Genomic DNA, 14,069 nt, shown 5'->3' on the forward strand with positions numbered 1-14,069 from the left:
TATCCGGCGATGGCGCTGCTTCCGAAGCGCCCTTGCCGGTCGTTCGGAATGCTCTCGCCTCAATGAGGCAGTTTTGCAGCCTGCGCCGCGATCTGGCGCGCCACCAGTAAATTGAGCCAATGCCCAATCGTCCCGGTCAAATTGATGATTTCGGTCGTCATTGTCGTAAGTCTCCATTCGTCCACGGTCCCCTCTCTTCAATTTCGTCCCTCGATCCGTATTTGTTTCGGACCTCGGGGCCTCCGGGGGTAGCCGCGGGACGCCCAATCGGAGCGTCCTGGAACGGATATACACGTCTCGCTGACAGATTTCAATATCTGTCAGTCAATGATCCGTGATTGACAGTTACTTTTTTTGCCCCCCGCCCGGCGGGCGGGTCCGGTGGTCATCCCCCGTTACCTTGCCTCCGCCGTTTGTTTCGCCCTCCCCGCTCTGTTAAATCACGGCGTAAAAAACATTTTGGCCGGTGCCGCCCCTCAGGGCCGCCCGCCCACCTTTGCTGGAGCCGTCAGATGATCCCCCGCTATACCCGTCCGGAAATGGCCTCGATCTGGGAGCCGCAGACCCGGTTCAAGATCTGGTTCGAGATCGAGGCGCATGCGGCGGACGCCCTGGCCGAGCTCGGCACCATCCCCAAGGAGGCCGCCAGGACGGTCTGGGCGAAGGCCAAGAACGCCACCTTCGACGTCGCCCGCATCGACGAGATCGAGCGCGAGACCAAGCACGACGTCATCGCCTTCCTCACCCACCTCGCCGAGATCGTCGGCCCCGAGGCGCGCTTCGTGCACCAGGGCATGACCTCTTCCGACGTGCTCGACACCTGCCTCAACGTCCAGCTCACCCGCGCCGCCGACCTGCTGCTCGCCGATCTCGACAAGGTGCTGGCGGCGCTGAAGAAGCGCGCCTTCGAGCACAAGACGACGCCGACCATCGGCCGCAGCCACGGCATCCATGCCGAGCCCGTGACCTTCGGCCTCAAGCTCGCCTATGCCTACGCCGAATTCTCGCGCGCCAAGGAACGCCTGATCGCGGCGCGGAAGGAGGTCGCGACCTGCGCTATCTCCGGTGCCGTCGGCACCTTCGCGCAGATCGATCCGCGGGTCGAAGAGCACGTTGCAAAAGCCATGGGTCTCGTGCCCGAGCCGATCTCGACCCAGGTGATCCCGCGCGACCGCCACGCGATGTATTTCTCGACCCTTGGCGTGATCGCCTCCTCGGTCGAGCGCATCGCGGTCGAGATCCGCCACATGCAGCGCACCGAGGTGCTGGAGGCCGAAGAGTTCTTCTCCGAGGGACAGAAGGGCTCTTCCGCCATGCCGCACAAGCGCAACCCGGTGCTGTCCGAAAACCTCACCGGCCTCTCCCGCATGGTGCGCGCCTATGTGACGCCGGCCTTGGAAAACGTCGTGCTCTGGCACGAGCGCGACATCTCACACTCCTCCGCCGAGCGCATGATGGGTCCGGACGCGACCGTGACGCTCGACTTCGCGCTGGTGCGCCTTGCCGGCCTGATCGACAAGCTGCTGGTCTATCCCGCCAACATGCAGAAGAATCTCGACCGCCTCGGCGGCCTCGTGCATTCGCAGCGCGTGCTCCTGGCGCTGACGCAGAAGGGCGCGAGCCGCGAGGACGCCTACAAGCTGGTGCAGCGCAACGCCATGCCGGTCTGGCGCGGCGAAGGCGACTTCCTCCAGCTCCTGAAGCAGGACGCCGAGGTGAAGAAATATCTCACCGACGCCGAGATCGAGGAACAGTTCGACCTCGGCTATCACCTCAAGCACGTCGACACGATCTTCAAGCGCGTGTTCGGCGAGAGCTGATTATTCTCGTCATTCCGGGGCACGCGAAGCGTGAACCCGGAATCTCGCGCGACGACATCCAGATTCCGGGTTCGATGCGACGCATCGCCCCGGGATGACGAGAGAACCCAAAAGAAACGGATCCCCCTCATGCCCATCGTCAACCGCATCGCCGCCCTCTCCGACGAAATGGCCGCCTGGCGCCATGACTTCCACGAGAACCCGGAGCTGCTCTACGAGGTCCACCGTACAGCCGGCATCGTCGCCGATCGCTTGCGCGAGTTCGGCTGCGACGAGGTGGTGACGGGCATCGGCCGCACCGGCGTCGTCGGCGTGATCCGCGGCCGCAAATCGGCCTCCGGCAAGACCATCGGCCTGCGCGCCGACATGGACGCGCTGCCGATCACGGAAACCTCGGGCGTGCCATATGCCTCCAAGGTCCCCGGCAAGATGCACGCCTGCGGCCATGACGGTCACACCGCGATGCTGCTGGGCGCCGCAAAATATCTCGCCGAGACCCGCAATTTCGACGGCACCGCGATCGTGATCTTCCAGCCCGCCGAGGAAGGCGGCGGCGGCGGCAAGGCCATGGTCGAGGACGGCCTGATGACGCGCTGGAACATCCAGGAGGTCTACGGCATGCACAACATGCCGGGCCTGCCCGAAGGCCATTTCGCCACCACGCCCGGCGCGATGCTCGCCTCCTCCGACAACATCCAGATCACGGTCCATGGCAAGGGCGGTCACGCCGGCGCGGGTCCGCACAAATCGGTCGACAGCGTGCTGATCGGCTCGCAGATCGTCAATGCGCTGCAATCGATCGTCGCGCGCAACATCGATCCGCTCAAATCCGCCGTCATCTCGATCACGCAATTCCACTCTGGCACCGCCTTCAACATCATCCCGGAGGTCGCCGAGCTCGGCGGCACCGTGCGCACGCTCGATCCCGAGGTGCGCGATCTGGTCGAACGCCGCATCGGCGAGGTCGCAGAGAGCGTCGCGCGCGCCTATGGCGGCTCGGCGGAGACGAAATACACACGGATGTACCCGGTGACGATGAACCATGCGCGCGAGGCCGGGATTGCCGCCGACGTCGCCCGCGACATCGTCGGCGCCGAGCGCGTCAACGACAAGTTCATCCCGATGATGGGCGCCGAAGACTTCTCCTTCATGCTGGAGGCGCGTCCCGGCGCCATGGTGCTGGTCGGCATGGGCGACGGCAACGAATGCCACCACCCGTCCTATGTCTTCAACGACAACATCCTCGGCCACGGCGCCTCGTTCTGGGTGCGCTTGATCGAGACGAGGATGCCGGCGGGTTAAGGCCGGCTTCGCAGCAGGCAACATTCGCGCAAAGGACCGGGCTGCGCGGAGCCCGTCATCGGGCCGCGGAGCGTTGCTCCGTTGGCTCATCCGCCTCCAGCGGGCGAGATGCGCTCTCGTCTGACGCGAGAGGCAGGGTGAACTGAAAGAAGGCGCCCCGCGGCTCGTTTGCGCCAGCCCACATCCGCCCGCCATGCGCCTCGATGATCGAGCGGCAGATGGCGAGACCCATCCCCATGCCCGTGGGCTTGGTGGTGTAGAACGCTTCGAACAGGCGGTCCACGTTCTTCGGATCCAGCCCCGGACCGGAATCCCGCAAGGTGACGTGGACGCCGTCCGATGCATCCCGACCGGTGCTGATCACCAACTCGCGTCCCCCCTCGCCGACCGCGGCCATCGCCTCGATCGCGTTGACGATCAGGTTGAGCACCACCTGCTGAAGTTGAACCCGATCGGCCTGTATCGGCGGCAAGCCCTCGGCAAATTGCGTTCGCACCGACACGCCGTTCTTGAACGCTTCGCTGCGTGTCAGCGCGATCACCTCAAGCACCGCCTGGTTGATCTCCAGATTCTCCTTTTGCGGGGGCGCGTTCCTGATCAGCGCCCGGATCCGGCCGATGATATCGCCGGCTCGCATGCCGTCCTTTGTGATCCAGTCGAGCGTCTGTCGAACCCGCTCCAGATTTGGCGGTTGAGCCTCCAACCAATTCGACCCGGCCTCGGCGTTCGCCACGATCGCGGCGATCGGCTGGTTGACTTCGTGGGCGATCGAAGCGGTTAGTTGCCCCATCGTGGTGACGCGATTGGCGTGCGCGAGCTCCATCAGCGCTTCACGGTAGCGCCGCTCGTGTTCGCGGCCTTCGGCTTCCGCGCGCTTGAGCGGCGTCAGATCGAGGACAAAGCCGACGCCATTCTCCGTACCTGCTCCGAACATGGTCCCGCCGATCAGCACCGGCACACGGCTTCCGTCCTTCCGCACATACTCCTTCTCGAATGGCTGGGCCGTCCCGACCCGCTTCAGTTCCGCCACGGTTTGCACGTCGCGGGCGCGCCATTCCGGCGGCGTGAGGTCGGTCCGATGCAAGCGCCCTGCGTTGAGATCTTCCCGGTCGTATCCCACGATGCGCAGGAATGCATCGTTGGCCTCGAGAATGCGCCCCTCGACTTCCCAGATGATGATGCCGATGATGTTGGCATCGAACAGGCGTCTGATCTTGATATCCCGTGCTGCAAGATCACTCTGGAGCTGGATGTTCTCCTCGGTCGCCTCTCTCCGCCGTTTCGCTTCGAGCCGCGCGAGCGCCAGCGCCGCTGCGGCCAGCGCGACGACGAGGACAACGGCGCCGGCGATCAGCCAGGTCCAGCGTTGCTCGAATGCTTCGGCGCGCGCCTCCCGGCCGGCGAGCCGAAAGCGCTCGTGATCCACCATCTGGTCGATTTGCGAGCGGATTTCGTCCATGCTGCGGATCATTGCCAGCGCGGCGAGCCCGGAGGTGCCGGCCGTCTTCAGCAGCTCGTCGATCTCGCGCAGCGTGGCTGTAACGGTCAGCGCCAGATGCCCGGCCCGAAGGCCCTGCAACGGATCGTCCGCGACCAACATCTGCAGCGCCTGAGCCTCCCGCCGCACGCTTTCGTCGGAGACGCCGTAGGCCTTGAGATAGGCGGGGTCGAGGGTCATGAGATACCCGCGCCTTTCAGTCTCCAGTTCCGCGACGATCGCCCGCAGTCGATCGAGCGTTTCGAGGACCTGGCGGCTATGTTCGATGAAGTGATGAGCTGCTTGCCGCTCCTGCCAATATTGCAGGCCGAGGAAGCTGGTCGCGGCAAACAGGGTCACAAGCACTGCGACCGCAAGGATCAGCGGACGAGCAAACCATCGCAGAGGCAGGGCCCGAACAGGAACGGACATTGGCCGTGGGTCTTCGATGCTCGTGTGACCGCGCGTGTTCTGGTGCCGACGCCAGAGCATGATAGGACAATAGCACGGATAGGGAGGTCGGGAACCCGACATTCATCGGGTACGCCAGGCGTGAAGGCCGTGATGTCGCAGGGCTGCGGCCCCGTGCGTGTGCTATGGATGAATGCCCTTGGTCGATTCAAGGAGCATCATCATGGCACAGGGTGAAAACTCACTGAGCCATCCGGCGAGCCGGCGCAGTTTCATCAAGGGACTGGGGGCGGCTGGCGCGAGCCTGACCGCGCTGCCGCGCTGGAGCTTTGCCGAGGATACCGCTGCGGCTTACGCCAACGCCGCGATCGACTGGAAGCAATTTGCGGGACAGACGATCGCGCTTTCGGGCGCGATCCATCCGTGGTCGAATGCGATCACGCCGCTGTTGCCGGAGTTCACCATACTCACCGGCATCAACGTCACCATCGATTTCCAGCTGGAAACCAGCTACCTCGGCGCGCTTCCGATCAGGCTCGCTCGCGGCAGTAGCACGCCCGACGTCTTCATGTTCACGACCTATGGCCAGGGCATCTCGAACGGATGGGTGGAGCCACTGAACGGCTATTATTCCCAGAGGTCGCTGACCGACCCCGCCTGGTATGACGAGAGCGACCTGCTCAAGACGGCCCGAGCCTTCCCGCTGTGGTCGGACGGCGAACGGTACGCCGTCCCGATTACCTCGGAGGCAATGACCCTGTTCATCAACAGCGATGCGCTGGCGGCCAAGGACCTGCCGGTTCCCCAGACTTTTGAGGAGCTGCTCGTCACCGCCAAGGCGGTCAAGACCAACGGGATGTCGGGGATCGCGATGCGCGCCCAGGCCAGCGGCAATTCCTCTCCGCCAGCCATGGGCTTCCTGTTCTCCTACGGCGGGGCCATGGTCGAGCACAACAGGGTCGCTTTCGCGAGCCCGGAGGGGATCGCGGCCGTCGAGATGTACGGACAGCTGCTCGGTCAGGCCGGGCCCGCCGGCGTCGGCAGCTACGAATGGTACCACGTGCTGGACGACTTCCTGCAGGGGCGGACGGCCATGGCGATCGACAGCAGCAACTTCGCGACCGACATCTCCAATCCCGCGAAAAGCCGCGTCGCCAACCAGGCCGGGTTTGCAACCTTTCCGCATCTCGCCGGTCGCGGACCCGTCCCCTTCATGTCGCATTGGCAGGCGTGCATCAATTCCAGATCTCGAAACAAGCGGGCGGCTTTCCTGTTCCTGCTCTGGGCGACGAGCAAGGCGACCTCGCTGCGGACCGCCGCAGCGGGGCTGGCGACGACACGCGTGTCGGCCTGGTCGAGCGAGGGCTTCAAGAAGGCGTTCGGCCCGCAGGCCGCCGAGGCGGCGCTGACAAACTTGCAGAATGCCGACGTCGACCGCGCCAAGGCAGTTCTTTTCCATCCGCAATCGAGACTGATCCTGGACGCCTTCATGATCGGCGTGAATGAAGTGGTCAACGGCGCGAAATCGGCGAAGGATGCGATGACGGGCGCTGCCGAAAGGGCCAACGCGGCGATCCGCGGGTAGCCACCTCATCCCTGATATTGCAGCACGTGCATGCCGGCGTTCCAGTCGGAGACGAACATCAGCCCGTCGGGCCGGACATAGGCGTCGCAGGTCTTGGCTGCGAGCCCGATGTTCGGGCGCGGGTCGACGAGCTTCTTCGGCGTCGGCGGCACCCAGTACGCGACCTCCTTCGGTGCGAAGGCGTCCTTGACGTCGAACACCCTGACGCCGGCATTGTTGTAGGTCGCGAAAATCGTCTCCTCGCTCTGGAACGAGCCCGGACGGTTCTCGTGCAGATTATGCGGGCCGAAGGTGCCGTTCGTGCAGAAATCACGGTCGCGCGGGGTCGGCAGGGTTGCGATCGGCACCGGATTCTCCGGCGCGCGCACGTCGAGAACGAATGTGTGGAACAGGCCCTTGGCGCATTTCTCCGCATTGGCTTCGTCTGCGACGATCGCGAGCTGTCTCTTGGGCAGCGGCAGCGGCGTATGCGTGCCGCCGGCGAAGGGAGGCGACCAGTTGATGTGGGACAACAGCTTTGGATTTGCGGGATCGCTGATGTCGTGGATGGTGAAGCCGCCATCGCGCCAGGCGGCATAGCCGCGATCACCCGCCGTGATCATGTGATGCAGCGCGAAGCGCTTGCCCTTGGGCGTCGCCGGCTCGCCGGCCGCGCGGTTCATGCCCGGCAGCCACCATTTCGCGACGATCTCCGGTTTCGTGATGGTCTTGAGATCGACCACGCACAGGATGTGGTCGGTGAACCCGTCGAAATGCGCCGACACATAGGCATAGCGGCCACCCGGCCACCACAGCCGGTTGATGCCGAAGCCGGGCATTTCGAGGAACGCGATCTCGCGCATCTCGTTCGGCTTCGAGATGTCGTGGATCGAGAGGCCGCAGCGGAATTTCTTGGCCTTGGTGATGCTGTCGACCAGCGTGTTCTCGAAATAGCCGCGCATGTTGTCGTAGGACTGCATCGCGACGATGTTGGCGCCGTTCGCAACCAGCAGCAGGTCCTCTGCCGCCTGCAAATGGTGGGTGCGGGTGTATTGCCCCGCGGTGAAGAAACTGACCGGCTTCAGCGCGCGCGGATCCGTCGCATCCAGGATCGTCACGCCGTCGCTGAACATATGCCCGACATAGACGTGTTGCCGGTTGAACATCACCTGCACGCTGTCAGGCCGGCCGCCGATGTCGCTGTAGGAGATGTGCTGGATGCCCTTGCCGATACCTTCGAGCGGAATCTCCGCCTCTGACGCCGATGCGGACCTCGACCACCCGGACAGCGCGGCGGATCCGAACACGCCCGACAATTGCTGAAGGTGACGGCGGCGAGAGAACTGGCGCATCGATTTCCCCCCAGTTTTTTGGGGGATGATGCGCGCTTGCGGCGAGGCATGCAAGCCTCGCGGTCCGCCCTCACCTCAATCGCGAACTTCTCTGGTCCGGCCAGCCATCACTGAGCTCGCATCAGCGGTGCCGGCGCGCTCTTATAGGCGGAATTGCCGATGACGAGCGCAACGCGCTTCTCGGCCTGCGCGGGCGCGCAGGCGAAGAAAGCTGCAAACATCAATGCACAAACAGATCGAATGATATTCACGCAATCACCCGCGGACCGTGATGCGCGGAATAGAACCAGTCAGACGCACAGAACGAAAAAAGTGTCGTTAGCCTACCCTCCTGCTACCGTTCAATGGCACACCTCCACTTGTGACATGCCGGCGCTACCCGGCCTTGGATCTCGCTCAATGCGACACCCCTTGGAAACCGGCCTGCATCCAGTAGAAGTGCAGATCATCTGTCCCGAGGCTTGCGACTTTGGGGTAGCAGATTCCGCTTCCTTCCGGCCTTGGTCGCGCTTCCTCGAATCCTCGCGCGTCGCGACCGGCTTCTTCTCCGGGATCTTCTCGCACTCGTTGTCGTCACCGACGCGATAGCCGGCGCGGCAGGTGATCTTCACGCATTGATCGCCGTCGGCCTTGAAGCCGAAATTGCACACCAGCGGACAAACTCGTCCCGGCTTCGCCTTGAGCGCATCGAGTGCGTCGACGCTCGCAAGTTTCGCGTCGAACTGGGTGCCGGCGTATTTGTTGAACAGTGCCAGCGAGCGCTGCGATGCCGCGCTCCAGTCGCCCTCCGCGGCGCCGGACAGGCAGCCGACGCGGCGCAATTCGCTTTGCACCGACTTCGTCAGATCGGCCGCCGACAATGTCGATGTCGGCGCGGGCGAAAGCGTCGCAAGTTTTTGCTCGGCCTCGGGCATCTGCCGATCGGCCGCCGGCCTTGCGGCCTGCTCCGCCTTCTCGGCGGCCTGCTTCGCGGCGAGCTCGGCCTTGACCTTCTCCGCGGCCTGCTTCTCGGCCAGCGCTTTCGCGGCCGCCGCCTCGGCCACCTTGCGCTCGCGTTCGGCCGCTTCAGCCCTCGCCTGCTCGATCTCCTTTTTCTTTTCCGCCGCGATCCGCGCCTCTTCGGCGGCCTTGGCCGCCGCGGCCGCCTTCTCCTGCTCGGCCTTCTGGGCGCGCTCGGCAATCAGCCGCGCCTTTTCCTGCTCGGCCGTTCTGGCCTTTTGTTCAGCTGCCGCGCGCGTCTCTTCGGCGCCGATCTTGTTCAGCTGGCCCTTGGCCAGATTCGCGTAGAAGCCCTCCGGATATTGCGCCAGGAATGCTTCCCAGCCATCCCGCGTGCCGAGCTGAAGCGCGAGTTCATAGTCGCGCCTGAGCTCAGACTGCGGATTTGCCTGCGGACCGGTTGCGGCCGGCTTGGCAGGAACCAGCGGCACGTCATCGCCGCCCAGCGAGCCATACACGAAGGGTTCCTGCTTGTTCGCGGTGCTCCTCAGCACATCATCGCGCACGAAGCCGAACGCCTTGCGCAGGTCCAGGCCGGGCTTTGGAAGGTGGTCTGCAAGCGCCGTGGCGAACGGGCTGTTTCTGGAATCTCCGTCGGACGCCGTCGATCCGGCCTTGGCCGCGAAGGCGATCATGGTGTTGGGGCTGGTCGGCTCGACCTTGGCGAGCCCGCGGCCAATCGCCCGAGAGGCGACCGTCCGCTTCATCGTCTTGGCGAAGGGGTTGTCGCGACACGCATCGAGGATGACGAGCCGAAGCTGTTTGGCAGGCTCGATGCTCACCAGCACGCGATCGATCGGCAAAGCCTCGTCGTAGACGTCGGCGTCGGTCTCAAGAGCGGCATCGGTCGGGATCAGGTAGTTGGTGCCGTCGAGCTCGATGCCGTGGCCGGCGTAATAGATCACCGCCATATCGGCGTCGCGGACCCTTCCGGCAAACTCACGGAGCGCCCGCCGCATCTCGGAGGCGTTCAGGTCTGTTTTGACGTCGACCGCATCGAAGCCGGCCTTCTTGAACATGTCGCCGATCAGGGCAGCATCGTTCACCGGATTGGTGAGCCGCAGCGTGTTCTTGTACGCGGAATTGCCTATCACGAGCGCGACGCGTTTCTCGGCCAGCGCCGGGCTGCAGCAGAAAGCAAAATAAGCAAGAACTCCGAGCACGAGGGAGCAGGCCCGAAGAGTATGCTTCATCATCAGTTGCATATTTCGGCGGGTATCTTGATCGTAGGAGTGGCTGGATGATTGGTCGTTCCGAGCCGGCATCCCTTCGCAATCGGCCTGCATCCGGCGTTATTGCAGATCATCTGTCCTGAAGCCTGCGGCGCCGACGGGGCGGCCTCCGTTTGCTTTCGATCCGCGTCCCGCCTCCTCGAATCGTCCCGCGTCGCGACCGGCTTCTTCTCCGGGATCTTCTCGCATTCGTTGTCGTCACCGACGCGATAGCCGGCGCGGCAGGTGATCTTCACGCATTGATCGCCGTCGGCCTTGAAGCCGAAATTGCACACCAGCGGACAAACTCGTCCCGGCTTCGCCTTGAGCGCATCGAGTGCGTCGACGCTGACGAGCTTCACGTCGAACTGGGTACCGGCATATTTGTTGAACAGCGTCAGCGAGCGCTGCGAGGTGGCGCTCCAGTCGCCATCGGCAGCGGCGGACAGGCAACCGACGCGGCGCAACTCGCTTTGCACGGATTTTGCCAGATCGGCCGCCGACAATGTGGATGCTGGCGCGGGCGAAAGGGCGGCAACTTTTTGCTCCGCCTCTGGTATCTGACGATCAGCCGTCGGCTTAGCGGGCTGCTCCGCCTTCTCGGCGGCCTGTTTGGCGGCGAGCTCGGCCTTCGCCTTCTCCGCGGCCTGCTTCTCGGCCAGTGCTTTCGCGGCTGCTGCCTCGGCGACCTTGCGCTGCTGCTCGGCGGCCTCGGCCCGCGCCTGCTCGATCTGCTTCTGCTTCTCTGCGGCAACCCGCGCCTCTTCGGCGGCCCTGGCCGCCGCGACCGCCTTCTCCTGCTCGGCCTTCTGGGCGCGCTCGGCAATGAGCCTTGTCTTCTCCTGCTCCGCCGCCTTGGCCTTTTGCTCGGCCGCCGCGCGCGTCTCTTCGGCGGCGATCTTGTTCAACTGGCCCTTGGCAAGGTTGGAATAGAATCCGTCGGGATATTGCGCCAGAAACGCTTCCCAGCCATCACGCGTGGCGAGCTGGAGCGCGAGCTCGTAGTCCCTGCGCACGGCATCCTGCGGATTGGCCTGTGGACCGGTCGCAATCGGGCGCGTCGGGACCAGCGGCACGTCGTCGCCGCCGAGCGAGCCGTAGACATAAGGCTCCTGCTTGTAGCTGGTAGCCTTGAGCACGTCATCGCGCACGAAGCCGAAGGCCTTGCGCAGATCAAGGCCCGGCTTCGGCAGGTGCTCGACCAACGCGGTGGCGAACGGGCTGTTTCGGGAGTCGCCGTCGGACGCGGTCGAGCCGGCCTTGGCCGCGAAGGCAATCATGGTGTTGGGACTGGTCGGCTCGACCTTGGCCAGGCCGCGTCCGATCGCGCGCGAGGCCAGCGTGCGCTTCATGGTCTTTGAGAAGGGGTTGTCGCGGCAGGCGTCGAGGATGATGAGACGGAGCTGCTTGGCCGGCTCGACCGCGAACAGCGCACGCTCGACCGGGATAGTCTCGTCGAGAACGTCGCCGTCGGTCTCCAGTGTCGCATCCGTCGGAATGAGATAGTTGTTGCCGTCGAGCTCGATGCCGTGGCCGGCATAGTAGATCACCGCCATGTCCGCGTCGCGCGCCCTGCCGGCGAACTCTCGCAGCATGCGCCGCATCTCGCTGGCGCTGAGATCAAGCCTGACGTCCACGGAATCGAAGCCGGCTTTCTTGAACATGCCGCCAACCAAGGTGGCATCGTTCACGGGATTGCCGAGCTTCGGCGCGCTCTTGTAGGCGGAATTACCAATGATGAGCGCGACCCGCCGGTCGGCATGCGCCGGTCCGCAGGCTAGGCCCATCGCAAATATCAACAAAGCAAATAGCCGAAGCGGAATCACTTTGCGTCCCCCCGGATGCAATTCCATGAGACTATTCGGAGTATGGCCGAATGCCAATTCTTCCATATGTGACATTAGTCACACAGGGGCTCGAACGACCATCATGATCGAGCGGGGGAGCGTCGCCCTTCCGGCGCGGTCAGACCGACGCCGGGCTGCGTTTGGGCCTGCTACACCTGCACCACCTCGTGCCGCATCACGAACGGCGCGAGCAGGGTGTGCACCTCGCCCGCGACCGCCTCGCGCTGGTCGGCCGGCAGGCCCGCCAGCGTCACGGTGGCGATCGAGCCGTGGCTGCCATGAGCGCCGACCCTGACCTTGCAGTCGATGCCGCGCTCGGCGAGCGGCGCCAGCACCTTCGTGAACACGCGCTCGGCCGCGTCCCAGCGCAGCTGCGGCTTGAACACCTTGCCGACCCCCGTGACCGGCATCGGATCGATCGGGATGACCTGCACCGGCACGGCGGCGCGCTCCGGCGTGCGCTCGCGCACCCACGCCTCAAGCTCGCCCGGCTCGACCTTGGCACCCGGTTTCAACTGCACGTAACCGACCGGCAGTTCGCCGGCATAGGCGTCGGGCTGGCCGACCACCGCGGCGAAGCCAACGGCGGGATGGCGGAACATGATCTCCTCGATCGGCGCCGGATCGATGTTGTGGCCGCCGCGGATGACGAGATCCTTGGCGCGACCGGTGATCCAGAGATAGCCGTCGGCGTCCAGCCGGCCGAGATCGCCGGAATTGACCCAGACCTCGTCGACGAAGGCGCCCTTGTTGTGCTCGTCGTTGAGATAGCCGCCGAAAACGCCGGGCCCCGCCATGATCACGACACCGATCTCGTCCGGCGCGCAGTCGCGGATCAGGCGGCCGTCGGCATCGAGCTGCACGATGCGCACGCGCGCATAAGGCATGGGCAGGCCGACCGAACCGAGCCGGATCGGCCGTGACGGATAAGCGAGCGTGTGCACGCTCGAGGTCTCGGTCATGCCGTAGACTTCGACCACCGGCAGCTTCAGTTTGTCCTGGATCGCCGAGCCGACGGCGACGGGGATCGCCGAGCCGCCGCCGGCAGCATATTTCAGGCTGGAGATGTCGGCATTGCCCGGCGGCACCGCCAGCGTTGCGGCGAGCACCGTCGGCACGCTCGACAGCGCCTCGGGCTTGAAGCGCTCGACGAGCCCCCAGATGTTCTTCACCGCATTCGGATTGCGCCAGCCGCTCGGCGACAGCACGACCAGCGAGCCGCCGCTCGACAGCGTCAGCAGCACCTGCGTCAGCGATCCGCCGACGTGAAACAGCGGCATGCCGAACAACAGGTTGGCACCGGGCCTCGACTTCAGCAGCAGGTTGAGCGCCCAGGCCTGGTAGACCTGGTTGGCATGGGTGTGCCGCACCAGCTTCGGCGTACCGGTGGTGCCGCCGGTATGGAAATAAGCGGCGATATCGCTGCCGAGAATCTTGCGTCCGCTGATCAGCCGGTCGGACGGCTGCTGCGCGATCAAATCGTTGAAAGCAAACACGCCGTTCGCCGGGTCGCCGCCACCGAACACCTGCACGATCGCCTTGAGATGCTTGAGCTGCGGGCGGATCTGCTCGACCTTCTGCCAGATGTCGGTGCCGGGCATCGGCCCGAGCGCCACCAGGATCTTCGTGTTCGCGGCCTCCAGGATTTCCGCGATCTGGTGCGACTCGAGCAGCGGATTGACGGGGTTGGCGATGCCGGCGGCTTCCGCGCCGAACAGCGTCACGAAGGCGTCGGGCACCAGCGGCAGCATGAAGCTGATGACGTCGCCCTTCTCCGCGCCGAGCGCGTGAAACATGTTGGCGGCCTGCGTGACGCGCGCCACGAAGTCGCGGTACGTGACCACAACCGGCGTATCGGCCGGATCGGCGTTTTGCAGGAACTGGATCGCTGCGCCGTCCGGGTTGCGCGCAGCACCTAGCTTGATCGCGTCATAGGTGCTCTCGGCCGCGACGCGATCCGCGTAGGGGACCTGCTCGAAGGCCCGGACCTCTTCGTCAGTCGCCAGGTCCGGATAGTCGTTGCCAATCAGCCGATCGAGCGCGTGGATGCCCGCCATGGAATTCCGTCCTCCCTCAGGTGCATTTC

8 protein-coding genes are annotated in these 14,069 nt (G+C 64.7%); 3 read left to right on the plus strand and 5 right to left on the minus strand.

Annotated elements, in window-relative coordinates; genetic code table 11:
- Positions 1 to 512: 512 nt before the first annotated feature.
- The gene (purB, locus tag ACE10W_RS25525) at positions 513 to 1,820 is read left to right on the plus strand and encodes an adenylosuccinate lyase (RefSeq protein WP_375762051.1); all 1,308 of its coding nucleotides are present in this window, start codon (positions 513 to 515) and stop codon (positions 1,818 to 1,820) included.
- A 129-nt stretch (positions 1,821 to 1,949) separates the two neighbouring features.
- Positions 1,950 to 3,122, plus strand: a complete 1,173-nt coding sequence (locus tag ACE10W_RS25530) for a M20 aminoacylase family protein (protein WP_011088437.1) — start codon at positions 1,950 to 1,952, stop codon at positions 3,120 to 3,122.
- Between the two features lie 55 nt (positions 3,123 to 3,177).
- Here ACE10W_RS25530 and ACE10W_RS25535 read toward each other — a convergent pair whose 3' ends face one another.
- On the minus strand, positions 3,178 to 5,031 hold the full coding sequence (locus ACE10W_RS25535; protein WP_369525301.1) for an ATP-binding protein: 1,854 nt from the start codon (positions 5,029 to 5,031) through the stop codon (positions 3,178 to 3,180).
- Between the two features lie 202 nt (positions 5,032 to 5,233).
- Between ACE10W_RS25535 and ACE10W_RS25540 the strand changes: the two genes are divergently transcribed.
- Positions 5,234 to 6,595 (plus strand): ABC transporter substrate-binding protein, encoded by a 1,362-nt coding sequence (locus ACE10W_RS25540; RefSeq protein ID WP_370204521.1) that lies wholly within the window; start codon positions 5,234 to 5,236, stop codon positions 6,593 to 6,595.
- 5 nt (positions 6,596 to 6,600) lie between these two features.
- Here the strand turns inward: ACE10W_RS25540 and ACE10W_RS25545 are convergent, their stop codons facing one another.
- From ACE10W_RS25545 to ACE10W_RS25560, 4 genes are all read right to left on the minus strand, one after another.
- Positions 6,601 to 7,926 (minus strand): LVIVD repeat-containing protein, encoded by a 1,326-nt coding sequence (locus tag ACE10W_RS25545; RefSeq protein ID WP_370204523.1) that lies wholly within the window; start codon positions 7,924 to 7,926, stop codon positions 6,601 to 6,603.
- Between the two features lie 341 nt (positions 7,927 to 8,267).
- A complete protein-coding gene (locus ACE10W_RS25550) occupies positions 8,268 to 10,121 on the minus strand; it encodes a caspase domain-containing protein (RefSeq protein ID WP_370204525.1) in 1,854 nt (617 codons plus the stop codon).
- The gene (locus tag ACE10W_RS25555; RefSeq protein WP_161534376.1) at positions 10,121 to 11,923 is read right to left on the minus strand and encodes a caspase family protein; all 1,803 of its coding nucleotides are present in this window, start codon (positions 11,921 to 11,923) and stop codon (positions 10,121 to 10,123) included. Before ACE10W_RS25555 ends, ACE10W_RS25550 begins: the two co-directional genes overlap by 1 nt.
- 209 nt (positions 11,924 to 12,132) lie before the next feature.
- Positions 12,133 to 14,040, minus strand: coding sequence for an acyl-CoA synthetase (locus tag ACE10W_RS25560; RefSeq protein WP_271612075.1), 1,908 nt, complete (start codon positions 14,038 to 14,040; stop codon positions 12,133 to 12,135).
- Between the last annotated feature and the right edge of the window lie 29 nt (positions 14,041 to 14,069).

Origin of the sequence: Bradyrhizobium sp. B025, from assembly GCF_042257955.1 — a bacterium.
Classification (GTDB): domain Bacteria; phylum Pseudomonadota; class Alphaproteobacteria; order Rhizobiales; family Xanthobacteraceae; genus Bradyrhizobium; species Bradyrhizobium diazoefficiens.

What these genes read in the sequence shown, in the direction of transcription:
- purB (WP_375762051.1), top strand. Translation starts at nt 513, where the DNA reads ATGATCCCCCGCTATACCCGTCCGGAAATGGCCTCGATCTGGGAGCCG.
- ACE10W_RS25530 (WP_011088437.1), top strand. Translation starts at nt 1,950, where the DNA reads ATGCCCATCGTCAACCGCATCGCCGCCCTCTCCGACGAAATGGCCGCC.
- ACE10W_RS25535 (WP_369525301.1), bottom strand. Translation starts at nt 5,031, where the DNA reads ATGTCCGTTCCTGTTCGGGCCCTGCCTCTGCGATGGTTTGCTCGTCCG.
- ACE10W_RS25540 (WP_370204521.1), top strand. Translation starts at nt 5,234, where the DNA reads ATGGCACAGGGTGAAAACTCACTGAGCCATCCGGCGAGCCGGCGCAGT.
- ACE10W_RS25545 (WP_370204523.1), bottom strand. Translation starts at nt 7,926, where the DNA reads ATGCGCCAGTTCTCTCGCCGCCGTCACCTTCAGCAATTGTCGGGCGTG.
- ACE10W_RS25550 (WP_370204525.1), bottom strand. Translation starts at nt 10,121, where the DNA reads ATGATGAAGCATACTCTTCGGGCCTGCTCCCTCGTGCTCGGAGTTCTT.
- ACE10W_RS25555 (WP_161534376.1), bottom strand. Translation starts at nt 11,923, where the DNA reads ATGGGCCTAGCCTGCGGACCGGCGCATGCCGACCGGCGGGTCGCGCTC.
- ACE10W_RS25560 (WP_271612075.1), bottom strand. Translation starts at nt 14,040, where the DNA reads ATGGCGGGCATCCACGCGCTCGATCGGCTGATTGGCAACGACTATCCG.